Origin of the sequence: Aeromonas lusitana, assembly GCF_002812985.1 — a bacterium.
GTDB lineage: Bacteria > Pseudomonadota > Gammaproteobacteria > Enterobacterales > Aeromonadaceae > Aeromonas > Aeromonas lusitana.
On record NZ_PGCP01000001.1, the window covers coordinates 26,312 to 51,132 of the forward strand.

Consider the following 24,821-nt stretch of genomic DNA (forward strand, 5'->3'; position numbering starts at 1 on the left):
TGCCTTAGCAGTCTATATCCCTCCCGTGCCCCCGTGACTGGCAGAAATAGCAGGGCTGGGGTAGCATGGAGATGTTTCCTGTCTATTTATACAGTGGTATGCGCAAGATCATTCACATCGACATGGACTGCTTCTTCGCCGCGGTGGAGATGCGGGACAACCCGGCCTTGAAGGAGGTGCCGCTCGCCATCGGTGGCTCCTCCGATCGGCGCGGCGTCATCTCCACCTGCAACTATGTGGCGCGCCGCTTCGGGGTGCGCTCCGCCATGCCGAGCGGCCTGGCCATGAAGCTCTGCCCGCCGCTGGTGCTGCTGCCGGGGCGAATGGCGGTCTACAAGGAAGTCTCCCGCCAGCTGCGCGCCATCTTCCTGCGCTACACCGAACTGGTGGAGCCCCTCTCCCTCGACGAAGCCTACCTGGATGTGACCGACAGCCCCCACTGCGGCGGCAGCGCGACCCGGATGGCGGCCGAGATCCGCGCAGCCATCGCCGCCGAGCTTGGGCTGACCGCCTCCGCCGGGGTGGCGCCGAACAAGTTTCTGGCCAAGCTCGCCTCCGAGCAGCGCAAACCGGACGGCCTGTTCGTGATAATACCGCAGGAGGTGGATGAGTTTGTGCGCCAGCTGCCCCTTGGCAAGCTGCCCGGCATCGGCCGCAAGACCGCCGATCGGCTGGAGTCCCAGGGGCTCTACTCCTGCGAGGACGCCAGAGCCATGAGCAATGAAGAGCTGGTCGCCCGCTTCGGCAAGCTGGGGGAGATGCTGACGGGCCGCATCTGGGGTCATGACGATCAGCCGGTGCAGGCTCACAGGGTACGCAAGAGCGTCGGGGTGGAGACCACCCTTAGCAGCGACGTGCTGGACGAGGATGCCTGCTGGGCCGTGCTGAGCCGGCTCATCCCGGAGCTGGAGCTGCGCTTTGCCAAGGCCTGCCCCGCCGAGATGCTGATGGGGCAGGGGATCAAGCTGAAGTTCGCCGATTTTCAGCAGACCACAGTCTATCGCAAGGGCAGTTATCAGGCCGCCCGCTTCCACGATCTGTTGCACGAAGGGCTGCAACGGGCTCAAGGAAAACCCATTCGCCTGCTCGGTCTGGTGGTGGGGCTGCCGAGTGCCGGCGAGATCAATCAACTTAGCCTGGATCTGAGCTGATTTAGTTAAGTTTCTGTTTCCAAATCCGATACAGTGGTTACATCTGTAGAAGTTAGGAAATCATGCATGAGTTCTCTTTCTGTTCAGGGACGGATCACCCTGATCGCCGGTTGTTGCCTCCTGGCCAGTGCCGCCGCACTGGTCGCCTCATCCCTCTTCAACGCGGCCCGTATGCAGGAGCAGGTGCTCACCTCCACCACATTGGAGGCGCAGCACGCGGCAGAAAACTGGATGCAAGCCATGGGGGCCACCCAGGCCGCCAGAGTGACCAGCTACCTCGACGAGGCCTATTTCCGCGCTACTCTGCTGGCAGAGAGTATTCTGTTCCAGCGCAAGAATGCAGCGGATAATTTCGTCCATTCCGAGGCATTGCGCGGCGCCGTCAACCAGCAGTTGCAAGATGCGGCAGAATCCTCTGCAAACTTGCTCGGTGTCTATGCGGTGTTTGAGCCCAATCAGCTCGATGGTGAAGACGAAAACTACCAGGGCTCGACCGCCCTCGGTGCCAACGACAAGGGTCGCTTCTCCAGTTACTGGGCCAGGGTCGATGGCAAGGTGTCGCTGGAGGTGATGAACGAAGCCATGCTGGCGGACAAGAGCCCGACCGCCAACGGCGGGGTGGAGAACTTCTGGTATAGCTGCAGCATTCAGAGCCGGGCCCTCTGCCTGCTAGAACCCTATCTCGACGAGGTGGGAAGCGAGCAGGTGTTGATGACCTCGGTGACGGCCCCCCTGCTGGATCAGGGCACCTTGCTCGGCATGGTGGGGGTCGACATCTCGCTGACCACATTGCAGAGCCTGGTGGAGGAGATGGACAAGACCCTCTATAACGGTCAGGGCAAGGTGCTGCTGCTCAGTCACGAGGGCCGGGTGGCCGGCGTGGAAGGGTTCAAGGTGCAGCTTGGCAATACCCTGAGCCAGCAGGAGCAGGGTCTGGTATCGGATCTGAATGGCTGGCTCGCCAAGGGGGATCTCGTCACTCGCTGGAGCCCGGATGGCGCCCTGCTGCAGACCTTCGTGCCGGTGCGCATGCGTGGCACGGATCGCAAATGGGGCATCTATATCGAACTGCCCCGCGCCGTGGTGCTCTCCTCTGCCTTGCAGCTGCAGGGGGATCTCGAGAGTCAGTCCGATCGCAGCGTGGCCTCACAACTGCTTATCGGCGGTGTCATCTCCCTCCTGGCCCTGCTCTGCATCTGGCTGATGGCCCAGCGTATCGTCGCGCCTATTCGCACAGTGGTGGCCCGTCTCAAGGACATCGCCAGCGGTGAGGGAGACCTGACCCAGCGCATCCATTTGCAGCGGGACGACGAAATAGGCGAGCTGGCCAAGTGGTTCAACAACTTCCTGGACAAGCTGCAGACCACCATCAGCCAGGTGATCGACACCGTCGCCGGCACCCGGGCCAGCGCGGCCCAGGCGGCCCAAGGGGCCGAGCGCACCAGCAGCGGCATGCAGGCCCAGTATCAGGAGGTGGATCTGGTGGCGACCGCGTTCGAGGAACTGAGCGCTACAGCCTTGCAGGTGGCGGGCAATGCCAGCTCGGCGGTGAACGCGGCCAATCAGGCCGATACGGCGGCCCAGGAGGGCAAGGCCGTGGTGGCGGATACCCAGCAGGCCATGTCCAGACTGATGACTGTGATAAGCGATGCCAAGCCGGTGGTGGAGCGATTGGCTGCCAACAGCGACAACATCAACGACATTTTGGCCGTCATTCAGGGCATCGCCGAGCAGACCAACTTGCTGGCCCTCAATGCCGCCATCGAGGCGGCGCGGGCCGGGGAGCAGGGCCGCGGCTTCGCCGTGGTGGCGGACGAGGTGCGCAACCTGGCGGGGCGCACCCAGAATGCCATCGTCGAAATCCAGAATCTGATCAGTCAGTTGCAGTCGGGGACCGAGGCCGTGGTCAAGGCGATCATGACGGGCCACAGCCAGGCGGACGTGACGCTGACCAAGGTGGAGCTGTCGGTGAGCGTGCTGGAGCAGATCATCCATGCGGTCGCCACCATCCATCAGATGAACGAGCAGATCGCCCGGGCGGCCCAGGAGCAGAGCGGGGTGGCGGACGAGATCAACCGTAACGTCAGCAACATCCGCGACGTGAGTCACACCATCAGGGCCGAGGCGGCCACCTCGGCCGACAACGGACGCGAGTTGGCGCAACTGGCAGACAAGCAGCAGCAGCTGGTGGGGCAGTTCAAGGTGTAGGGATAAGAAAAAAGGCGCCATCCAACCGGAGGCGCCAAACACATTCAGATGACAGACTGGGTTAAATCGGTCCGATTTAGCCCCTTCTTCCCGCAGAGGAAGAAACACAACACCACAATCTTTGTCGGCCCACTCACAAAAACCACATGTAAACCAACATGGAAGAAAGAATGTGAGCCATATGACAACGGATTGCGTGGCGAATTATGTTTATTCACTGGTCGGCCCGCAACCGACAATTTATAATGCGCCCCATTAGAAAAATTCATCGTCGGCCGATCCCATGTCTCGTCGTTTACCTCCGCTCAATGCACTGAAAGCGTTTGAAGCCGCGGCTCGTCACTTAAGCTTTACCCGGGCAGCGGAAGAGCTGTTCGTGACCCAGGCCGCCATCAGCCACCAGATCAAGGCGCTGGAAGAGTATCTCGGCATCAAGTTGTTTCGCCGCAAGAACCGTTCCCTGCTGCTGACCGAGGAGGGGCAGAGCTACTTCCTCGACATCAAGGACATCTTCGCCTCCATCTCCGAGGCCACCGACAAGCTGCTGGCCCGCAGCGCCAAGGGTGCGCTCACTGTCAGCCTGCAGCCGAGTTTCGCCATCCAGTGGCTGGTGCCGCGGCTGGTGAAGTTCAGCGAGCGTCACCCGGACATAGACGTCCGGATCAAGGCGGTGGACATGGACGAGGGGTCGCTGACCGACGACGTGGATGTGGCCATCTATTACGGCCGTGGCAACTGGCCCGGGCTTCGCTGTGACAAGCTGCACACCGAGTACCTGATCCCGGTCTGCTCCCCCTTGCTGCTGACCGGCCCCAAGCCTCTGCGCACCCCGGACGATCTGACCCGCCACACCCTGCTGCACGACACCTCCCGTCGCGACTGGAAGGCCTGGTTCCGCCAGCTCGACATAGACGCGCCGAACGTTAATCAGGGGCCCATCTTCAGCCACTCGACCATGGTGATCCAGGCGGCGATCCACGGTCAGGGGGTGGCGCTAGGCCACAGCGTGTTGGCCCAGCCCGAAATCGAGGCGGGGCGCCTCATCTGCCCGTTCGAGCAGGTGCTGGTCAGCAAGAACGCCTTTTACCTGGTGTGCCAGGAGCAGCAGTCCGATCAGGGCAAAATCGTCGCCTTCCGCGACTGGATGCTGGAGCTGGTGGAGCAGGAGGAGGCCCGTCGCCGGGCCCGACTCGCCGATGGCTGAGGCATTCGATGTGATCAAAGAGGGGGCGAGCGACGCCCCCGTTCGCATTCTGCTGGCCCACGGCGCCGGTGCCGGCATGGAGCATGAGTTCCTCTCCCGGCTCTCGGCCCTGCTGGCGGGGCCCCAGATCGAGGTGGTGCGCTTCAACTTCCCCTACATGAGCAAGCGTGCCCAGGATGGCAAGCGTCGCCCGCCGGACAGGCAGCCCGTGTTGCTCGCCCACTGGCGCGAGATGGTGCGGGTGTTTGCCCACCCCGGATTGTTTCTGGCGGGCAAGTCCATGGGGGGGCGCATGGCTGCCGAGCTCTATCAGGACGGCGAGGACGAGATGAATGCTGCAGGATTGCTCATTCTCGGGTATCCTTTCCACCCCCCGGCCAAGCCCGACCGCTGGCGGGGCGAGGTGCTCAAGCAAATAAAGACGCCGACCCTGCTGCTGCAAGGGGAGCGTGACACCTTCGGCAGCCGCGCCGAACTGGCCGATTTCCCCTTCTCACCTGCTGTATCGGTCCACTGGCTGACCGATGGTGATCATGGCTTCAAGCCGAGAAAGGCGAGCTGTGTGAGCGAGCAGGAGAACCTGCAGCAGGCGGCGGGTAGGATAAGAGCGTTCATCGCGGCTACCCGAGTGTCGGGCTGACGGCGGCGAGCAGAAAAACAAGGAGAGAGGGATGCATATCCAGCGACACTGGCTGGTGCTGGCAGGTCTGTTTGGTCTGACGGCCACCATGCTGGGAGCCTATGGGGCTCATGGACTGGCGGCGACCGAGATCAGTCCCGAGCGCCTGGCGGCGTTTCACACCGCCGTGCAATATCAATTTTTTCACGCACTGGCCCTGCTGATCCTGGGTTGGTGCGGCGTGCGCAGCAAGGTCATCACCTTCGCTGGCATTGCATTTGTGCTGGGGATCCTGGGATTCTCCGGCAGTATTTATGCCATGGTGCTGCTTGGCAGCAAGGGGCTGGGGCTCATCACCCCGGCCGGTGGCCTCTGTTTTATGTTGGGATGGGCGGCTCTGATATGGGCTGGCTGTCGTCTTGGAGGAAAGAATGAATAATCTGCTGCTGTATTGCCGCCCGGGTTTTGAGAAAGAGGCGGCGGCAGAGATCACCGAACGAGCCAGCAACATGCAGTGCTACGGTTTCGCCCGGGTCAAGGACGACAGCGGTTATGTGATCTTCGAGTTGTATGACGAGGAGCAGGCGGATCTGCTGGCTCGCAAGTTGCCGTTCCGCGAGCTCATCTTCATCCGCCAGATGCTGGTGGTGACCCATGAGCTCAAGGATCTGGATCTCTCGGATCGGGTTTCCCCCATCATAGAGGCGGCCCAGGGCTATGCCATCTGCGGCGATCTGCGGGTGGAAACCGCCGATACCAACGAGGCGAAAGAGCTGTCGGCCTTCTGCCGCAAGTTCACCGTGCCCCTGCGCCAGGCGCTGCGTGGTAAGGATATCCTGACCAAGAAGGAGACGCCGCACCGCCCCGTGTTCCACGCCTTCTTCATGGCCAACGATCACCTGTTGCTGGGCTATTCCTACTCGTTCAACAACTCAGAGTTCCACATGGGCATCCCGCGTCTGCGCTGCCCGGCGGATGCGCCGAGCCGCTCCAGCCTCAAGCTGGAAGAGGCGTTCTACGTGTTCGTGCCGAAGGAAGAGTGGGACGTGCGCCTCACCTCCGGCATGAAGGCCGTGGATCTGGGCGCCTGCCCAGGTGGCTGGACCTATCAGCTGGTGCGCCGTGGCATGATGGTGACCGCGGTGGACAATGGCTCCATGGCCCAGTCCCTGATGGATACCGGTCAGGTCAAACACATTCGCGACGACGGTTTCGTCTGGCGGCCGGGCAAGAAGAACATCTACTGGCTGGTGTGCGACATGGTGGACAAGCCGGCGCGGGTGACCCACATGGTCGCCGACTGGTTCCGTGAGAACGATTGTCAGGAGGCCGTGTTCAACCTCAAGCTGCCGATGAAGAAGCGCTACGCCGAGGCGGTGCACAACATTGAGGTGTTGCGCGGCCTGCTCAAGGAGGTCGACAACGCCTTCGTCATCCAGGCCAAGCAGCTCTATCACGATCGCGAAGAGATCACGGTACATGTGTACAACAAGTACTGGGTCTCCAAGCTGGAGCCCAAGGCGTAACGAGCGGAGCAAGGCGCACGTCTACAGCAGTAGACTGGGTTTCCAAGCTGGAGCCAAGGCATAATTAGCAGAGCAAGGTGCACGTCTACAGCAGTAGACTGGGTCTCCAAGCAGGAGCCCAAGGCGTAACTCGCAGAGTAAAGCGCTCGTCTACGACAGTTCCTTGTGGAGCCTGAAGGCGTAACGCGAGCCTGCCTCGCCATGGGGCAATAAAAAGACCGGACGAGTCAGATCGTCCGGTCTTTTGCTATCTGGCGCCCTCAGAAGCGGTAGTCGACGCGCATCATGGACTCGTCATCCGTGACCTTGAGCTCCACTTGCAGGGGAATGGTCTTGTCGCTCGGGTTGAACTGCATCTTGACCCCGTCGCCTCTCAACTTGACCGCGGTATTGATGCCGCTGATGTTGAACTTGATCCTGGGTTTCTGTTTTTCGAAGGAGAGGGTGACGCTCTTCTCGGCGGTGAGGTTCAGCTTCTGGTAGGGGGTGACGCTGCGACTGCCGTTGCTGTCGGTGACCACATCCACGCCAAAGGAGAGCGGTTTGGGCGCCTTGAGCAGGTCATTGGTATCGATATTGGATTGCCACACCTGCTTGGCGGGCTGCGCGCTCTGGGGCGGCGGTGTCAACCAGGCGTTGTCGATGGGCCTGTCCAGGGCCATGGCGGTGCTGCTGAAAAACAGCAAGATCAAGGTAGCACGCATAGTGGATCTCCTTATCCTCCCTTTGAACATAGTAGCCATCTGCAGAGGGGGGTAGGGGGATCCGGTATAAAACAAAGGGAGCCGAAGCTCCCTTTTTAGATCATATAGTTAGCAGCAATTACAGCCGGTCTATGATGGCCTGGGTGAATTCGCTGGTAGAGGCGGTGCCACCCAAATCCCGGGTCACCCGATCGCCTGACTCTATGGTCGCTCGTACGGCTTCACGGATGCGCTCGGCCTTGTCCTGCATCCCCAGGTATTCCAGCATCTGGATGGAGGCGAGGATCACCGAGGTGGGGTTGGCGATGTTCTTGCCTGCGATGTCCGGTGCCGAGCCGTGCACCGCTTCGAAGATAGCGGCACCCTCACCTATGTTGGCGCCAGGAGCCATGCCCAGACCGCCCACCAGACCGGCGCACAGATCCGAGAGGATGTCGCCGAACAGGTTGGTGGTGACCATGACATCGAACCGCTCCGGGTACATCACCAGGTTCATGCAGGCGGCGTCGACGATCATCTCTTCGTTCTGGATGTCCGGGTAGCGGGCGGCCACTTCTCGCGCCACTTCCAGGAACAGGCCCGAGGTGGATTTGAGGATGTTCGCCTTGTGGATGATGGTGACCTTCTTGCGCCCTTCCTGGCGAGCCAGTTCGAAGGCGAAGGTGACGATGCGCTCGGCCCCGTCGCGGGTGATGATGCTCATCGCCTCGGCGCTCTGGTTGTCGCTGCTGCGCTTCTGACCCGCACCCGAGTACATGCCTTCGGTGTTTTCACGCACCGTGATGATATCGATGTTGTCGTAACGGCTCTTGGTGCCCTTGAAGGAGATGACAGGGCGTACGTTGGCGTAGAGATTGAACTTCTTGCGCAGGGAGACGTTGATGGAGGTGAAGCCACCGCCGACCGGGGTAGTGAGCGGGCCTTTCAGGCTGACCTTGTTCTTCTCAATCAGGTCCAGCGTGGCCTGGGGCAGCAGCTCGCCATGCTTCTCCAGCGCGACCAGACCGGCGTCGGCATACTCGTAGTCAAAGTCGCAGCCGGCGTGGGTCAGGATCTGGATGGCGGATTCGATGATGCTGGGGCCAATGCCGTCGCCCGGAATAACGGTAATTCTTCTTTTTGACATGAGCGGTATCCACTTCTAGGGAACAGAGGGGGAGGATTCGGCGGTTTTATACCATTTTTGCACCACTTTCTCCATGTTTCTTTACATAATTCCCATTTATCTCAACAGAAAGGTGCCTGTCAGATGGAGGTTGTGCTGGGCGACAGAATTACTCGGCGGAGTCTGGCTGGGGCGGGTAACGAATATCCCTCAGGTTGAAGCCAAGGGGGATGTCTCGCTGCAACCGAACCAGCCGTTGGGCCAGCAGGGCATCGTCCTGATGTTGGCGCAGCTTGAGCAGAGGCTTGCCGGCCTCTTCCTGCTGACAGGCGCTGAGCAGGGCCGCTAGGCTGCCGTATTGCAGCAAGAGCGCAGTGGCCGTTTTGGGGCCTATGCCCGGCACGCCCTTGATGTTGGAGCCGCCGATGCCGGTCAGGGCCCAGAAGTCCACCAACTGTTCCGGGGTGACGCCGTATTGCTGCTGAACGAAGGCCGTATCCAGCCAGCGCTTGTTGAAATAGTCCCGTACCTGGATCTGCGGGCAGAGGAGCTGGCAGAACCCCTTGTCGGTGGAGATGATGGTGCTCTGGTGGCCATGTTTGGCCATGCCGCAGGCCAGGGTGGCGACAAGATCGTCCGCCTCGTCGGTCTGGGAGAGCAGGGCATCGACGCCGCACTCCCAGAAGGCATCCTGCAACTCGGCCAGTCCTTCCCTCAGCTCCTCTGGCATGGGGGTACGTCCCTCCTTGTAGGCCGGGTAGACCTCCTTGCGCCAGCTGTGTATCTCACCGTCGAAGACCGCGATGGCGTGGGTCGGCTCGCTGGCGGCGAGCAGCTTCTTGCTGGTGTTGATGAGGTTGGCCCGGGTGGCGACCAGCGCCTGGGCCGGGGTCAATGCCTGCTGGGCCTGCACCGCGTGCAGGCGGCGGATGAGGTTGAGGGCATCGATGATAAGCAGGTGTGGCCTGAGGTTTGACATGGGGCACTCTTGGCAGTCGGGACGACCCATTGTAACAAGCATGGGGAGGCATGCTAACCCCAAACCCGCGGGGTATGTGGGTATTCGCAAGGTGGAAGACTGGACTGAGTCATGCCGATCTGTTCAGCCGCGTGCCGGCCAAATGCAGAAGGGGGCTTTGAGCCCCCTTCCTCGCAACAACAGTGCGTTGCCTAATTGCGCTTTACTTCACGATTTCATAGCAGGGAATGTACTGGCTGCCGGGCAGCTTCATCCGTTGTTGTCTGACGAAGCTCTCCAGCAGCCTGTCCATCAGGTGCATCAGCTCCTTGTCGCCGTGCAGCTTGAATGGGCCCTTCTTCTCGATGGCGCGAATGCCCCCTTCCTTCACGTTGCCCGCGACGATACCGGAGAAGGCACGGCGCAGGTTGGCCGCCAGCAGCTGGGGCGGCTGGTTGCGGTGCAGATCCAGGCTCGCCATGCTGGCGTGATCCGGCTCGAACGGCAGCTGGAATTCCGGCTCAATGCGCAGGGACCAGTTGAAGGAGTAGGCATCGCCGACGGATTTACGGTATTCGCGGATCTTCGGCATGGCCTCCTTCATGACCCGGGCCACCTCGGGGGCATCCCCGATGACGATGCGATAGAGGCTGGTGGCCGGCTCTCCCAGGGTCGCCTTGACGAAGTCGTCGATGGCGCGGAAGTAGTCGGCGCTCTCCTTGGGCCCGGTCAGCACTATGGGGATGGGTTGGCGCTCGTTGGCCGGGTGCATCATGATGCCGAGCAGGTAGAGCAGCTCCTCGGCGGTGCCGACCCCACCCGGGAAGATGATTATGCCGTGGCCGAGGCGCACGAAGGCCTCCAGCCGCTTCTCGATGTCCGGCAGGATCACCAGCTCGTTGACGATGGGGTTGGGCGGCTCGGCGGCTATGATGGAGGGCTCGGTCAGGCCTATGTAGCGACCGTTGCGCACCCGCTGCTTGGCGTGGCCGACGGCGGCGCCCTTCATGGGGCCCTCCATGGCGCCCGGTCCGCAGCCGGTACAGATATTGAGTTCCCGCAGTCCCAGCTCGCTGCCTACCGCGCGGGTGTACTGGTACTCCACCTCATTGATGGAGTGACCGCCCCAGCAGACCACCAGATTGGGATCCGCACCTGGCAGGATCGCCTTGGCGTTGCGCAAAATGGCGAACACCAGGTTGGAGATGTGGGTCGCGTTGGTCAGGTTGACCCGGCTATTGGATTCCAGCTGGGCCGAGACATAGAGGATGTCTCGCAACACGGAGAACAGATGCTCCTGGATGCCACGGATGATCTCGCCATCGACGAAGGCATGCTCGGGGGCATTGAACAGCTCGAGCTTGACCCCGCGTTCGCGCCGGATCACGTGAATATCGAAGGATTTGAAGCGCTCCAGTATCTCTTTGGAGCTGTCGGTGTGACTGCCGGAGTTGAGCACTGCCAGCGAGCAGTTGCGAAACAGTTGATAGATATCGCTGGAGGCGGTCTGCTTGAGGCGATCCACCTCGAGTTGGGACAGCAAGTCCATGCTGCCGACAGGATTGATGTGCGTAATCATACGTTCCCCTTCACTCGTCTTGTTATCGTTGTGCTTTCCCTGGGGAGAAAACGGGATGCCATGGCATCCCTCGCATTCGATAGTAGAGGCAAGCGGTGGGGCAGGGGAATAGGGGAAGAGTGCGTTTGCGCGTTTTTTCGCCGCTGGTCAGGCCGGATTCAGGCCAGATTGACCTGATCCCGACCTGAGTGCTTGGAGCTGTAGAGCGCCTTGTCGGCGCGCTCGAACGCATCCGTGGTGTGATCTCCTTCCCTAAACAGGGTGGCACCGATGGAGATGGTGATCTCGACCCTGGCATCCCTGAATCGGAACGGGATGCTCTTGATGGTCTGGCGCAGGTTCTCCAGCGGTTTCTGGTACTTGTCCGGGTTGATGTTGGGCAACAGCACTACGAACTCTTCCCCGCCGAAGCGGGCGATGAAATCGGTGTCACGCAGGGCGCTCTGCAGCGCCTTGGCGACCACTTTCAACGCCTTGTCACCGGCCATGTGGCCGTAGTTGTCGTTGATGTTCTTGAAGTGATCTATGTCGATGATGGCCAGACACAACGGGGTCTGGTAGCGCAGCCAGCGCTTGTATTCGAGCTCCAGCCGCTCGTCGAGGGCGGCCCGGTTGTGCACCTGGGTCAGGCTGTCGAGGAACAGCTTGTGCTTTTGAATGGTGAGCCGCTTCTTGTACTCGGCGGTCTCCTCCTTCATCAGCCGCAGCTTGGCCTCCATGTTCGAGAGGTGAGTGAGCAGGTGGCGCTCACGACCAGCCATGGTATCCCGCTCCTGCTGCAGGCGGCGAATCGCATCCAGGTGGCCGCTGATGGCCCCCTTTAGCGCCTGCGGGGAGTCATGCCGGGTCAGGGTGTGGTCGATGGCCACCAGCTCCCGCTCCAGTGCCTGGCCGCTGAGCGCAGTGGCATTTTGCAGCGCCCGGCCCTCGTCCAGGGATTCGGTAAAGTTGAAATGGACGGCGGAGAGGCTCTCGTTGAGGCTGCTGAGGAAGGCCTGGGATGATTTGCGCTCCTCCCGGGTGCCTTCGATGATGAGCTCGATGATCTGCAGGCAGATCTCGGCCAGCAGCGGCGGCGTGATGCCACCCAGTAACTGGCGACGAATGTCCGCCAGGCTCTCGCCGACGGCGCCGGCGAAATCGAGCTCTGTGATGAGGCGCTGCAACTCGTCGGCGATCTGGGCATGGGCTTTGACATCGAACGGATCGGCCGGGCCCGGGGTGGAGAGCTCGGTGGCGATCTCCTGGGCCGGCGCCAGCAGTGGCTGACGGGGCAGCAGCTGGATCTTGATGGCCTGCTGGTAGAACTCCAGCAAGCGGATCACCTTCTTCTGGTGATCGCCTATGCCATAGCCTTCGGGGCTTGCCAGAAATTCTTTCAGCGAGCGACGGGTCTCTTCCGGGAAGCCCTTGAGGGTCTTGAGCTGTTTGCTGCCGAGATCGATGGCGGCCCGGGTCAGGCTGATGGACTCCTCCAATGCGTTGCCATGTTGCTGCAACAGCTTCTCGATGGCGGCCAGATCGCCGTCGAGGGACGAGAGCGGGGGATTGCCATCGAGTTTTTGCTTGAGCTTGGCGAGTCGGCTGTCCAGTTCCCGGTCGTGACCACGACAGGCCTGCATCAGCTTGCCGATAAACTGGATGCTGCGGGTGCGTTCGGCATCGGAGAAGCTAGCAATGCCATCGAGCTCCTGCTGTTTCTGCTGGAGGGATTCCCTGAGTCTTGCCAGTTGTCCTGTTACGGCAGCGATGTCATTCATTGTTCAGGTCGCCCTGTTGTCATTATCGTTTTTGTATCGTCCAGCAACAGTAAGCCAATGAAAGACCCCGTTGAGTACCTCGTTGTCACGGATTATCCGGCGCTTTCGTCCGTGAAAGTGCAAGCCAATTAACCCATTGCTTTTCATGAGAAGAATTTACTTTTACCAGTCCCTTGTCAATTGCCATCAAGCAGCATTGCCACACATCGCCATTAAAAAATGCGGCCTGCTGGCAATCGATGGCGGCCAGCTCCAACCAAACACTTTGCTGGTGTTTTTCACTGAGTTGCATGGCCCCTGACAGTGCGAGATAGCAGAGGTCGAACAGGCCGTGATGGTCGAGCGCCGTCGCCGCTTTTGGCAGGAAGGGGTGGCTGACGATGCCGAGGCTGATGTGCCGGTCCAGGGCGTATTCGCAGGGGAAGGCGGCCAGGGTATCGAGCAGCTCCTGCGCCAGCTGATGCAGCTGGGCGACGTGGCGCTGTGGCACCACATAGAGCAGGTGACCTTCGCGCAGATCATAGATGCGCCCATCTTGGGGGGTCAGCTGGTTGATGTAAGTGCCAAAGGCCTGCTCTATCTCGCGGCTGACCTGATAACCGTGTTGTTCCAGGCTGTTGACCAGGAAAGGCACCCGGAACAGCAGATAGTGCAACTTGTCGTCGAACTCGCCGTCGGTGCGATCGCTCAAGTACCAGCGCTCGGATTTTTGCTGGCGCTTGGCCATCTCTCTGGGCCAGCGGCTCATCAACCTCTGCCAGTTGGCCAGGCCGCTGCGTGGCTCGATGAGCAGGGCCTCTCTCAGCTGCTTGGCACTCAGACGGGCGACTCTCAGCTTGAGCCAGAGGGTGAAGAACAGATAGATGAAGAGTGCAAGCAGCAGACCGGTACTGACGCTGGACCAGAGATAGCGCTCCTGCTGGTGCTGGCTGATGTCGAGCTTCTGCTCCAGCTCCTTGACCTGCTGAGCCTGCTCCACCTGGGCATAGTTGTCACGGACCGCTTCCTGCTCCAGATCCAGCTGCTGCTGGCGCACCAGTTCACTGCGCTGGTGGAAGTTCTTGTAACTGTCGAGGGCTTGCCTCAGGTAACCCTTCTGCTCATAGGCGATGGAGAGCAGGCGGAAGATCTCGAACTGACGGCGGATGTCACCGAGCCGGTTGGCCAGGGTCAGGGCATTCTCCAGCTGCAAGATGGCAATCCCCGCCTCCTGCTGCTTGAGATGCAGCTCGCCGAGCAGCAGCAAGGTGTCGATCAGCGACTCCTTGTCATTGCCGAGTTCGTGGGACTGGCGTGCCGCGTTGAGGTAGTTGCGGGCCAGGCTCAGGTTGCCGGTCTGCAAATAGGTTTTGCCTATCTCGAACTTGAGGTGGGCTATCCGGGTGCGGTTGTTGCCCTCGTCGAGCAGGTCCAGGGCATTGAAGAAGTAGACCAGCGCCATGTTCATCTCCCCCTGATCCCGGTTGAGACGGGCCAGCACGATGAGTGCGTCGCTCAGCAGGGAGGGGTTGCCGAGGGCGTGGAAGTAGTTGGCGGCCTCGTTGGCGTATTGCAGCGCTTTCTGTGGCTCTTGCTCCTCCTGATAGAGGTTGACCATCTGGTTTGACAGCAGGCCGAGGAACAGCGGATCTTGCAGCCCCTTGGCCTGCTGCTGGGCATCTATGTATTCGCCAAGGGCGAGCTGGGGCTGGCCGAGCGCATGATAGAGATCCCCACCCACGGCACTGACCCAGGCCCTGGCCAGGGGATTGTTTGCCTGATCCGCCCAGGGATGCACCTCCGTCAGCTGGCGTTTGGCCAGATCGAACTGCTGTGACTCTATGCTGGCGTTGATGTGCAGCAGGCGGCTGTAGACCTGTAGCTGGCTCTCTTTGAGGCTTGGGTTGGCCAGCAGCTTGTCCAGTTCATCGAGCAGGATGGCACTGGCGCCGTGGGATCTCTGCTGCATGTTTCTGCTGCGGATCTTGAGGTAGAGCCCATGGGCCTGCAGCTCGAACTGCTGTTCTTTCTCGGCCATGGCGATGCCCTCTTCGAGGGACTCCTGCGCGGCCTTGAACTGCCCCAGTTGCTGCAGGCACTCCCCCTTGAGCAGGTGGGCGCCGGTGGCCTGGGTCGCGGTACCATAGTTCAGGATCGGCTCGCGGTAGCCGTATTCCTGACGGTTGCTGATGATTTGCTTGGGATTATTGGCTGTGCGTTCGAGGAATGCTGTGGTGATCTGCACGCATCTGACGGGATCGGTTAACACCAGGGTTTGGGCCTGTTGCAGATCGATAGACAACTGCTCCTTGGCCAGATCCAGATCCGGAGCCGACAGGGAGGACATCATCATTGCCAGAAAAAACAGTTGATTCATTGGATTAAGAACAACACAGAGGTAGGGGCATGTTATCCAAGCCTACCCCTGTGCGTCCAGACTTAACTGACGGATGGCGTAATGGATGAGAGGCTCACAAGGCACCCTTCTCGCGGCAGTTCTCGCGTTTACTGACGGATAAGGCGCAGGTTGGCCGGTACCGGTTCCCAGTCGCTGCGGAACGGGTTGATGTCCAGCCCGCCGCGGCGGGTGTAGCGGGCATACACGGTCAGCTCGCTTGGGTGACAGAAGTGCTTGAGATCGATGAAGATGCGCTCGATGCACTGCTCGTGGAACTCGTTGTGCTGACGGAACGAGATGAGATAGCGCAGCAGCTTCTCCCGATCCAGGCGCGGGCCGCGGTAATGGATCACGAGCGAGCCCCAGTCCGGCTGGCTGGTCACCAGGCAGTTGGATTTGAGCAGATGGCTGTGCAGCGTCTCTTCCACTATCTCTGTGCCCGCCGCGCCCTGCAGCAGGGTCTGGTCGAACTCATAGCCGTCAATCTCGATGTCCTGCTCATCGATGCACTCTCCCGGCAGGGTCGCAATATGATGAGGGGCCCGGTCGAGGGGGAATAGGGTGACGCTCACCTCGCCGCCGGCGCAGGCACTCAGATCCTTGACCAGCAGTGCCTGGACCGCCGCCAGCGACTCACCACGGGTCTGGTTGAAGGAGTTGAGGTAGAGCTTGAATGATTTGGACTCGATGAGATTCGGGCTGGTGGCGGGCACTGAGACTTCGCCAACGGCCACCACGGGCTTGCCCTTGGCATTGAGCCAGGAGAGTTCGTACAGGGTCCAGACGTCACAACCCTGGAACGGCAGCGCCTCGCCAAGCCCCAGATCGTCACGGTTCAGGCTGCGGGGGACCGGTTGCAACAACTCTGGGGTGTACTGGCTGATGTAGGCCGACTGTTGACCCAGGCTCAGGCCCTGCAGCGCGCTGGCGCCCGCGTATCTCTCTTGTTTGCTCATGCTTGTCTGCTCAGCTGTTTGATGGTGCAATAACCGGATTTTGCATTCGAACTTGCGGTTATTTTGGGCCGTTATTGTGGGGGATTTCGATGTCGGATCAAGTCTTGTCTGCCCTTGAGCAGTTTTTTTTACGCTGGCAGTGCGATGGCGAGGCGCGGCGTGGCCTGCCCCTGTGCGAATGGGAAGCCGACTGGCGCTCTCCATGTGAGCTGGATGAGCCCAAGGAGGGGCGGGTGGCCTGGCGCCCGGTGCAGCGCACCGAGCCTGCGGATTTCACCGCCTTGAGCGAGGCGCTTGAGCTGACGCTGCATCCCGCCGCCCTTGCCCTGTTCGGTCACTGGTTCAGCCGCCCCATCCCTTGCTCGTACAAGGGGCTGCGCATCGAGCTCATACTGCCGTGGAATGAGGCGGATCTGGACCTGCTCAGGGAAAATCTCATCGGCCATCTGCTGATGCTGCGCAAACTCAAGCGCGCGCCGTCGCTGTTTATCGCCACCACCCGCAACGAGATGACCCTGATATCCCTCGACAACGAGAGCGGCCAGATCTGGCTGGAGTGGCTGGACTCAGGCCGCCGGTTGGTGCTGGCGCCCTCGCTGCCCGCCTTCCTCGCACGGCTGGAAACCCTGCCTCAGTGAGCCTCCAATAGCAGAAGGGCCTTGCCAGATGGCAAGGCCCTTCTTTTTATATCGTCGTTCGATGGCTGCAGGCACTTTTGTATCGTCGCCCTATGGCTGCAGGCGTTTTTATATCGCCACGATGACCGAGGACGCCGTGCCTTAATCCTTGAAATCCCAGGAGAGGTTGGAGACCAGCCGGCAGGGATCGCACTTGAAGTCGAAGATCTCGTGCAGCGGCGCTTCGAGTGCCCAGTCGCCGCCACAGCCGGGGCAGGGCCGCGCCCGCTCGGCCGCCGCATTCACACCTCCGACCCGGTAGAGATAGTAATAGGTCGGGATACAGCTCCCCGCTTCCAGCCGTTTGGCCAGATCGCTGCCACGACGTTGCAACCGGCTGCCCACCTCGCCAATTTCATGGAGCGCCGCGTGCTCTGCGATGGAGCCGTTCATCTGCAACTGATCGCAGGCCTCCCAATCTTCCTGCCACTTGATGATCTGCTTTTGGTCGCCGTTGGCGACGGCGGGCAGCCGGTAGAGCGGGATGGGGGCGAAGTGATCACCGCAGCGCAGGGGCGAGCAGGTGTGCAGGAAGCTGGTGTAGAGCAGCATCCAGCTCGGGCGCTCGCCGCCGTGGCCGCAAGGATCCGTGCTGTCGGAGAGCAAGTCCATGCCCTGCAGGTGCAGCTTGGGCGCCAGCAACCCTGCCTGATGCAGGCCCTGCTCGGCCAGGGCGACCTGTTCGCTCTGGTTGTCCGGGTGCAGGCTGTCTTGCTCGGGGCAGACCACCCGGCTGATGAAGCAGCCATCCTGCATGCTGGTGGGAAATTCCCGTCCCAGGATCTGGCCCTGATAGCGCAGCATGTCCAGATAGTTGACGATGGCCCGCTCCGCCTCGCCGAGGGAGGTGTCGCGGTAGCATTCAAAGCAAAGTTCGAGGATGTACATGGCGGCCTTAGTCCGGTCGCTGCAACAGCAGGGCGGTGAGCCGGTCGACTTTCTGCTCGAGCCGGTTGAGCTGATCGCAGAGCTGCTGCAGGCTGACGGGCTCAGGCTGGGTTGCTGCGACGGGATCGGCGGCGGGGGCGGGCTCGGCCGGGTGAGGCTGCTGCTTCCACTGACTCAATACCTTGAGCAGCTCGGCCATGGGCACGGGGTGACTGAGGCGGGCCTTGACCATGGCGGTGGAGGGGGTGATCCCCTTCGCACTCAGTTCGTTGGCAATTCGGATGATCTCTTGGGCTGACATCTGGGCTTCTCACTGAGACCTGACTGGGGGCGTCTTGCTGCTGGCGTGGAGGCAAGGATCTTAATCAAAGCCTGCCCGTCAGGAAAGCAGGCTCGATAGAAGGCTCTCAATTTGTCTGGCGCAGCATCACATCCAGCTGATCGATGGCCTCCGACCAGTCGGAGTCATTCCAGAGCGCATCGCGCAGGAAACCGGCCTGGGCCGGGTTCCAGAAGTGGGCCTCGGGCAGCAGGGTCTGGTTGTCCAGGCTGTGCTCGCGGATGAAACGGTGCAGGCTTATTTCGTCATTGGCCAGGCCCAGTTGGGCGAACAGGGCGGGCATGTCGTGGGTCAGCAATTCCATCTCGTCTCTCCTTGGAGGGATTTTCGGAAATTATAGCCAGCCTGCCCGTCCTTGCGCCTGCGCCCTGCGTCATGAGGGCAGACGATGCGCCGGCAACTCGACCCCGGCCACATGCAGCCCCTGCATGCAGAGCTGGCCCTGATAATGGCTCTCCCCGTCGCTGGAAAACTCGAACTCGTAATAGGTGAGCAGGCGTAGCGGCTTGTGCCCGAGCGCCCTGTGGGTGCGGGCCAGCGACAGCAACTGCAGATCGTGATGCTGACAGTAGCGGCGCATGTATTGCCAGGCGATCTCCGCCTGGCGGCGCTGCTGCCAGAAGGCCCCACCGATGAGGATGAGCAACAAGATTCCGAGCATTTCTCCCATCAACGGGCTCCTTCTGTGAGGTGAGAATGTTGGGTGTTGGCCGCTGGCGGCGCGCCCAAGGGGGCGCCGCCAGCGGCTCGGATCAGGCCGAGGCGAACAGCCGGCCGATGGCCTGACCGAGCGCGTCGCTGCGCTCAGGGTCACGCAATCGTGCCAGCATATCATCCCGCATGGCGGGCAGGGTCACCAGCTCGGCAAACACCTGATTGAAGAACTGGCTGGGCTGCAACGCGAGCTGTTCCAGGAACAGGCTGAGCAGCTGGGGGAATTTGAGATCGGGCCAGAGGCGACCGGCGATGGCGAGCAGCAGGGCCGGGCTCGGCTGGGTTTGCAGCAGGGTCAGCAGCTTGTTGGTGCGCAGGCTGTTGCCATTGCAGGAGGCCAGTGCCCGGCACAGGTAGGCCAGGGTCTCGGGGTCGGGCTCGGCGCACTCTTGCTCCTTGCCGATGCGCTCGAGCAGAGCGCCCTGGACGGCGGGCGGCAGGGGGGCGTTCTCCAGGCTCTGGCACAGGGCATAGAGGGGCTCTTTCGGCAGCCGTGGCAGGGCCTTGCACACCAGCGCCAGATTGCGCTCGTCCTGCAGACGTTCGGCCAGGTCGGCGAAGCCCTGCAATCCCAGCGTCTGCCAGCCATCGTCCCCTGGCGCCGCCAGATAGTGACCCAGGGCGTCATAGTAGGCCGAGGGTGGCTGCTCCAGCTGACGTGCCAGCTTGGCGTGCAGGCTGGCCATCTTGGCTTCGGCGGGGCGGAAGGTGTAGGGGTTGTCCGCCAGTCGCTCGGCCTTCTCCTCATCCAGCTCGCCGGTCAGCTTGAAGCCCAGCGTCTCGACCACCTGATCCATGAAGTGCTTGGGACCGGCTGCCATCAGCAGGCCGCGCTCATCGAGCGCAAACTTGAGGAACCAGAGGTAGTGTTTGGCTTCCGCTGGCTGGAAGAAGTGCACACCGAGCCAGGCATGTTGCTGCAGTGGCCAGGGGTAGGGCTCTTGCTGCTGTTCGATGCGGGCGAACAGATCGCTTGGCAAGGGGCGCACCTGGCGGCCCATGTCGAACAGCTGGAACTGGGTATCGGCCTGGGTCAGGAATTCGGTCAGGGTGTTGATGGCAGACATGAGGTGATCCGGCAAAGAGTGATGTCGGCGATTATAAGGAGGCTGCACCAGATAGCCAGCGATGGCGCCTGGTGGCGTGAAGGTAACGGCACCGTGGCAGCCATGCGGGGGGCGGTGTATAGTAGCGCCCCTTTTTGACAAGCCCGCTGGGTGAGTACGCCGCCTGCCAGGCGCGCCGTGTGATGGTAATGAGAGAGGACGACGAGATGAATCAATATTTGCTGGTAGCCGGCCTGCTGGGGGAACTCACCGCCGAGCTGCAACGCCTCGAGCGCTGGCAAGCCGATCACCCGGGTACCGAGGCGCTGGCAAGCGAGCTGCCCTTTTGCGTCGATACCCTGAGCTTCGATCAGTGGCTGCAGTTCGTGCTGATCCCGCGCATGGAGCAACTGGTGTTGCTGCAGGCCCCGTTGCCGACCAGCGTGTCCCTCTATCCCATGGCGAGTGAAGTCTACAAGGACGAGCGGGCCGAGGTGGAAGGGCTGCTGCGCCTCATCGCGCGCTTCGATCTGCTGCTCACCGGCAAGATAGTGGAGCAGTGATGCACATCTCCTCCTCCCAGCGCCAGATAACAGGCTGGACTGACGGTATGGACCGCCTTTCCCGTCTCGGCCATGACCACAATATGCTGCCTATGGCTATCCTGGTGGTGCAATCATGAAGTTAACACTGCTTTATCAGGATGATTGGCTGGTGGCGGTGAACAAGCCGTCCGGTCTGCTGGTGCATCGCAGCTGGCTCGACAAGGCCGAGACTCGCTTCGCCATGCAGATGACCCGGGATCTCATCGGGGGGCGTCACGTCTACCCGGTACACAGATTGGACAGGCCCACCTCAGGGGTGCTGCTGTTTGCGCTGGATCCCGCCGTGGCCCGCACCCTGACCGAGGCCTTCGCTGCGCGCCGGGTGCAGAAAGAGTACCTGGCGCTGGTGCGCGGCTGGGCGCCGGACGAGGGGCTCATCGACTATCCCCTCAAAGAGCAGCTGGACAAGATAGCCGATGCCATGAGCAATCCGGATCGCCCGGCCCAGGAGGCGGTGACGGCGTTTCGTCGCCTGCATCAGGTGGAGCTGCCCCATGCGGTCTCCAAGAAGCATCCCACCAGTCGCTACAGCCTGGTGCGGCTCTTCCCCAAGACGGGCCGCAAGCATCAGCTGCGCCGCCATCTGGATCACCTGTTTCACCCCATCGTCGGGGATACCACCCACGGTGATGGCCGCCATAACCGCTTCTTCCGCGAGCATTATGGTTGTGAGCGCCTGCTGCTGGTGGCCCACAAGCTCAGCTTCGAGCACCCGGTACTCAAGGTGCCGATGCGGATCCAGGCCCCGCTCGGGCCAGAGGTACTGACTCTGTTTGGCAAGCTGGGCTGGCCGGCCAGCGAGAGCGACTACGCCGTTTAGTGCGCTCGATAATCTGTTGCCTCTGACTCGGCTGTGGCATGCTGTAGGCCACATCGTCAGAGGAACAGGTTATGGTTCAAAGAGATACCCCGTTAACAACCTCGTGCGTCCCCCTCATTTTGAACGTCAGCCCCCTAGGCCTGGCTCATCATCGCAGTGAAAGGAGCCCCCGATGGCACAGATAGACATACTGGTGGGCACAGTCTACGGCGCGGCCATGCTGGTGGCCGAGACCTTGAGCGATCACCTGCAGGCCAACGGCCATGTCTGCCAGATCTTCGAAGAGGCTGAGCTCGGCGATATCGACGCGTCCCGCTTCTTCCTGGTGATCACCGCCACCACGGGGCAGGGGGATATTCCCCCCAATCTTGAACCCTTTGCCTGCGCCCTGACCGATCGCGCCCCTTATATGAAGGGGTGGCGCTACGCCCTGATCGCCATGGGAGATAGCAGCTATGAGCACTTCTGCGGTGCCGGTCGCAGGCTGGATGGCCTGCTGCAGGAGCTGGCCGCCGAGGCCCTGGTGCCTCGCCTTGAGATAGACGCGACGGTGGAAGACGAGCCCGAGGTGGCCGCGCTCGCCTGGCTGAAAACATGGGAATATAAGCTCTAATTTATCGGTTTTGCTATTTCCACAATATCCCCCGTTGGCTTGCCGCGGGGGATCGTTATTTTGGGACTCACCCAACCGGCTTTTCAAATATATCCTGCACTTTGTCCGGTTATTTTCTAGGCATAAAACTTCCTTTCCCATCCGGGTTATTAATCGAGAGAGCGACAAACCGGAAAATTAAAAGTTCCCCATTGAAAGCGATTTCAGTCATGTTTTTGCCATGGAGTTGGCATTCAACAACTTATTCATCATCGCGAATTAATATTTGAAAGCGCTTTCTTTGTCTTTTGATTGCTCAGTTGTGGCTGTTTATGGGTGTTTTATTGCCCTCCTGGTGGTGGCGGCTGCGTCAATTCTCCTCCTGGGGGGAGGGCGGGTGATTTGTCGCCATTTTGTGAATCAGCTCATGTTTGTCGCGAAATTGGCTACTTATAATCGACCCCGGTTATCACCAAAACGTTTTTACGGTGATAAGAACTTGAATATTCAGGATCACACTCCCAGCGGGAATAAGGAAAATGAAAATGAAAGCAAAGTGGCTCCCGATTGCAGCAGCAGTGACCGCTGCCCTGGCTTCCCAAGCCGCCTTCGCCGTTGATTTCCACGGCTACTTCCGTTCAGGTGTTGGTGTTTCCGGCGACGGGGACATGGTTAAATACAACGTCAACAAGGTTGGCCGTCTGGGTAACGAAAATGATACCTACGGCGAAGTGCAATTGGGTCAGGAAGTCTTCAATAAGGATGGCAAGACTTTCTACGTAGATTCCATGTTTGCCATGTCTTCCAACGGTTCAAATGACTGGGAAGGCACTGGTACCGTTTGTAACTTCGACGCCAAACAGTGCAGCGGCGACTCCGACTTCGCACTGCGTCAGTTCAACGTCCAGGCCAAGGGGCTGCTGGGCTTTGCACCGGAAGCCACCCTCTGGGCCGGTAAGCGTTACTACCAACGTCACGACATCCATATCTCCGACTTCTACTACTGGAACATCTCCGGTGCCGGCGCCGGTATCGAAGGCATCCAGGCCGGTCCTGGCAAGATCTCCTTCGCTTGGGTCCGTAACGACCGCAGCGCTGCCGACGTGTTCGGTCAGTACACCCAGACCAGCCCGGGCGTGTACCAGAAGAATGAAGATTTGAACGTCAACACCCTGGATCTGCGTTATGCGGGCATCCCGCTGTGGCAAGACGGCTCCCTGGAAGTGGGTATTGACTACGCACTGGTCAACGAAACCGACGCCCAGAAAGATCTGCGCAACGACAACATGAAAGACGGCGTCATGCTGACTGCCGAGCTGACCCAAGGCATCTTCGGTGGCTTCAACAAGACCGTGCTGCAGTACGGTACCGAAGGCTACTCCAAGACCATGGCCTACTACGGTGACGGCTCCTGGTACGGTGCCGAAGCCAAAGACGGTGCCGATGGCTACCGTATCATCAACTGGGGCGTCATCCCGATGGGTAACTCCTGGGAGATGGGCCACCAGCTGGTCTACGGGGTAGGCAACGAGATGTGGGATGGCAACGACAAGACCGAGACCTTCTCTGCCGTCGTACGCCCGATGTACAAGTGGGATGACTTCAACAAGACCATCTTCGAAGGCGGTGTGTTCAAGGACAAGACCAGCTACACCAACGGTGCAGCGTCTGACAAGGACGGCGGTTACAAGCTGACCCTGGCTCAGGCCTGGTCTGCCGGTTCCAGCTTCTGGGCCCGTCCGGAAATCCGTGTGTTCGCCTCCTACCTGGCTAACACCGAGGACCAAGAAGTGTTCGAAGGCAACACCTCCAAAGATACCTATCAGGTTGGTGTACAAGCAGAAGCTTGGTGGTAAGCCCCCTCTTCAGTTAAGTTAGTCACTGCCCCCTTATGGGGGCAGTTTTGTTTCGCTGGATTTGGCAACCGGGTTATGGAGATAAGAAGAATGAAACTGGTAAAGATGTCTATCGCGGCCGTAGTTACCGCGCTGTTGGCCGGTTGTTCCGGTAGCATGGTGGTGCCCGTAGAGGAGCACGCCTCCATCCTGAGTAATGCCGGTGAGGCCAAGCAGGCGCTCGCTCAGGCGACCAGCTGTTGCAAGGGATTCAACGAATTCAATTATGTCGCCCTGCCTGAGGGAGACACGCTGCTGGCCATCGACAGCAAGCAGCCCAGTTATCAGTTTGACGAGGGCATGAGCTACTTTGCCGCCTATCGTCTGCCAACCAATACCGGCAATCTGGCCATCACGCTCGCCTCCCAGGTGAGCAAGACGGTGCTGATCCCCAAGGTGGTCATGCTGGATGCCCAGTTCAAGGTGACCCGCGTGCTGGGTAAGTCTGTCTTCACCTACCAGCCGGCCCACCTGCTCGACAACGACAGAATCGAAGGCAAGGTGTTCGTCGATCGCAGCATGCCGGGCAACCCGGCCGCCGAGACCTACATGGTGGTCTATGCCCCGGCCGATGAGCTGTCGGGCAGCACCACCATACTGCACCCGGCCAAGGCCTTCGCCCGCGCCAATCACACGGTCGAGCCGGATATCGCGGATCCCGTCATTCCGCATTCGCCCTGGGGCCTGGTACAGATCAAAACCGTCGACATGGCCAAGGGCCAGGGTCTCGAGGCCGTGTTCAAACCCGAGTATTCAGACAAGGTAGCGATGAGTCAGGCCAAGCCAGCCACCGCTGCCGTGGCGGCAACCGCCGCGACCACCGCCGTGGTGGCGGCCCCCAGCAAGCCAGCTCCGGCCATGCTGAGCGAGACCGAGACCTTCTACAACAGCCAGATCGAGAAGGCGGTCAAGGCTGGCGATATCGACAAGGCGATGCAGTTGGTGAGTGAAGCGGAACGGGCCGGTTCGACCAAGGCAAAATCCGTCTTTATTGATGCGGTGAAGCGCTCCCAGAAAAACTAATTAGCCGTATTTAGCCGGACTAATATTTATTTGAGGCCTCCTTGTTGGAGGCCTTTTTAATCGGTAGACTAGAT

24 protein-coding genes are annotated in these 24,821 nt (G+C 60.6%); 12 read left to right on the plus strand and 12 right to left on the minus strand.

Annotation, left to right across the window (positions count from 1 at the left end; genetic code table 11):
- Positions 1–98 precede the first annotated feature (98 nt).
- The 6 genes from dinB (at position 99) to rlmM (ending at position 6,708) form a co-directional block, all read left to right on the plus strand.
- Positions 99–1,151, plus strand: coding sequence for a DNA polymerase IV (dinB, locus tag CUC44_RS00135; protein ID WP_100857984.1), 1,053 nt, complete (start codon positions 99–101; stop codon positions 1,149–1,151).
- A gap of 66 nt (positions 1,152–1,217) precedes the next feature.
- The gene (locus tag CUC44_RS00140; RefSeq protein ID WP_100857985.1) at positions 1,218–3,359 is read left to right on the plus strand and encodes a methyl-accepting chemotaxis protein; all 2,142 of its coding nucleotides are present in this window, start codon (positions 1,218–1,220) and stop codon (positions 3,357–3,359) included.
- Between the two features lie 283 nt (positions 3,360–3,642).
- Positions 3,643–4,563 (plus strand): transcriptional regulator GcvA, encoded by a 921-nt coding sequence (locus CUC44_RS00145; protein ID WP_100857986.1) that lies wholly within the window; start codon positions 3,643–3,645, stop codon positions 4,561–4,563.
- Positions 4,556–5,203, plus strand: a complete 648-nt coding sequence (locus tag CUC44_RS00150; RefSeq protein ID WP_100857987.1) for an alpha/beta fold hydrolase — start codon at positions 4,556–4,558, stop codon at positions 5,201–5,203. The genes CUC44_RS00145 and CUC44_RS00150 overlap by 8 nt, the downstream gene beginning before the upstream one ends.
- Before the next feature lie 31 nt (positions 5,204–5,234).
- Positions 5,235–5,621, plus strand: coding sequence for a DUF423 domain-containing protein (locus CUC44_RS00155; RefSeq protein WP_100857988.1), 387 nt, complete (start codon positions 5,235–5,237; stop codon positions 5,619–5,621).
- Positions 5,614–6,708, plus strand: coding sequence for a 23S rRNA (cytidine(2498)-2'-O)-methyltransferase RlmM (gene rlmM, locus CUC44_RS00160; protein WP_100857989.1), 1,095 nt, complete (start codon positions 5,614–5,616; stop codon positions 6,706–6,708). Before CUC44_RS00155 ends, rlmM begins: the two co-directional genes overlap by 8 nt.
- Positions 6,709–6,968: 260 nt before the next feature.
- Here rlmM and CUC44_RS00165 read toward each other — a convergent pair whose 3' ends face one another.
- The 7 genes from CUC44_RS00165 to queF all read right to left on the minus strand — a co-directional run bounded on the left by CUC44_RS00165 (position 6,969) and on the right by queF (position 16,147).
- Entirely contained in the window at positions 6,969–7,412 is a 444-nt protein-coding gene (locus CUC44_RS00165; RefSeq protein WP_100857990.1) for a hypothetical protein, read from the minus strand.
- A 118-nt stretch (positions 7,413–7,530) separates the two neighbouring features.
- Positions 7,531–8,538, minus strand: a complete 1,008-nt coding sequence (locus CUC44_RS00170) for an isocitrate dehydrogenase (protein WP_100857991.1) — start codon at positions 8,536–8,538, stop codon at positions 7,531–7,533.
- A gap of 148 nt (positions 8,539–8,686) precedes the next feature.
- Complete coding sequence (gene xni, locus CUC44_RS00175; protein WP_100857992.1) at positions 8,687–9,496, minus strand: flap endonuclease Xni; 810 nt, start codon at positions 9,494–9,496, stop codon at positions 8,687–8,689.
- Between the two features lie 202 nt (positions 9,497–9,698).
- Entirely contained in the window at positions 9,699–11,054 is a 1,356-nt protein-coding gene (gene ppnN / locus CUC44_RS00180; protein ID WP_100857993.1) for a nucleotide 5'-monophosphate nucleosidase PpnN, read from the minus strand.
- Positions 11,055–11,212: 158 nt separating this feature from the next.
- Complete coding sequence (locus CUC44_RS00185; protein ID WP_100857994.1) at positions 11,213–12,814, minus strand: GGDEF domain-containing protein; 1,602 nt, start codon at positions 12,812–12,814, stop codon at positions 11,213–11,215.
- Positions 12,815–12,899: 85 nt separating this feature from the next.
- Positions 12,900–15,170, minus strand: a complete 2,271-nt coding sequence (locus CUC44_RS00190; RefSeq protein WP_100857995.1) for an ATP-binding protein — start codon at positions 15,168–15,170, stop codon at positions 12,900–12,902.
- A 128-nt stretch (positions 15,171–15,298) separates the two neighbouring features.
- Positions 15,299–16,147 (minus strand): NADPH-dependent 7-cyano-7-deazaguanine reductase QueF, encoded by an 849-nt coding sequence (queF, locus tag CUC44_RS00195; RefSeq protein ID WP_100857996.1) that lies wholly within the window; start codon positions 16,145–16,147, stop codon positions 15,299–15,301.
- A gap of 89 nt (positions 16,148–16,236) precedes the next feature.
- Here queF and syd point away from each other — a divergent pair, with 89 nt between their 5' ends.
- A complete protein-coding gene (syd, locus tag CUC44_RS00200; protein ID WP_100857997.1) occupies positions 16,237–16,785 on the plus strand; it encodes a SecY-interacting protein in 549 nt (182 codons plus the stop codon).
- Positions 16,786–16,926: 141 nt separating this feature from the next.
- Here syd and CUC44_RS00205 read toward each other — a convergent pair whose 3' ends face one another.
- From CUC44_RS00205 to CUC44_RS00225, 5 genes are all read right to left on the minus strand, one after another.
- On the minus strand, positions 16,927–17,712 hold the full coding sequence (locus CUC44_RS00205) for a Zn-ribbon-containing protein (RefSeq protein ID WP_100857998.1): 786 nt from the start codon (positions 17,710–17,712) through the stop codon (positions 16,927–16,929).
- A gap of 7 nt (positions 17,713–17,719) precedes the next feature.
- Complete coding sequence (locus CUC44_RS00210) at positions 17,720–18,013, minus strand: hypothetical protein (protein WP_100857999.1); 294 nt, start codon at positions 18,011–18,013, stop codon at positions 17,720–17,722.
- 106 nt (positions 18,014–18,119) lie between these two features.
- Positions 18,120–18,356 carry a DUF2789 domain-containing protein gene (locus CUC44_RS00215; protein WP_100858000.1) on the minus strand — a complete coding sequence of 79 codons (237 nt, stop codon included), beginning with the start codon at positions 18,354–18,356 and terminating at the stop codon, positions 18,120–18,122.
- A 69-nt stretch (positions 18,357–18,425) separates the two neighbouring features.
- Positions 18,426–18,722: a DUF3301 domain-containing protein gene (locus CUC44_RS00220; protein ID WP_100858001.1), complete on the minus strand. Its 297-nt coding sequence runs from the start codon at positions 18,720–18,722 to the stop codon at positions 18,426–18,428.
- Between the two features lie 82 nt (positions 18,723–18,804).
- A complete protein-coding gene (locus CUC44_RS00225) occupies positions 18,805–19,833 on the minus strand; it encodes a DUF3549 family protein (RefSeq protein WP_100858002.1) in 1,029 nt (342 codons plus the stop codon).
- Positions 19,834–20,039: 206 nt separating this feature from the next.
- Between CUC44_RS00225 and CUC44_RS00230 the strand changes: the two genes are divergently transcribed.
- The 5 genes from CUC44_RS00230 (at position 20,040) to CUC44_RS00250 (ending at position 24,747) form a co-directional block, all read left to right on the plus strand.
- Entirely contained in the window at positions 20,040–20,375 is a 336-nt protein-coding gene (locus tag CUC44_RS00230; protein WP_100858003.1) for a YqcC family protein, read from the plus strand.
- Between the two features lie 115 nt (positions 20,376–20,490).
- The gene (truC, locus tag CUC44_RS00235; RefSeq protein WP_100858004.1) at positions 20,491–21,237 is read left to right on the plus strand and encodes a tRNA pseudouridine(65) synthase TruC; all 747 of its coding nucleotides are present in this window, start codon (positions 20,491–20,493) and stop codon (positions 21,235–21,237) included.
- Positions 21,238–21,409: 172 nt separating this feature from the next.
- A complete protein-coding gene (locus CUC44_RS00240) occupies positions 21,410–21,850 on the plus strand; it encodes a flavodoxin (RefSeq protein ID WP_100858005.1) in 441 nt (146 codons plus the stop codon).
- A 524-nt stretch (positions 21,851–22,374) separates the two neighbouring features.
- On the plus strand, positions 22,375–23,685 hold the full coding sequence (locus CUC44_RS00245; protein ID WP_100858006.1) for a maltoporin: 1,311 nt from the start codon (positions 22,375–22,377) through the stop codon (positions 23,683–23,685).
- Between the two features lie 90 nt (positions 23,686–23,775).
- Positions 23,776–24,747, plus strand: coding sequence for a MalM family protein (locus CUC44_RS00250; RefSeq protein WP_167388727.1), 972 nt, complete (start codon positions 23,776–23,778; stop codon positions 24,745–24,747).
- Positions 24,748–24,821: the final 74 nt, after the last annotated feature.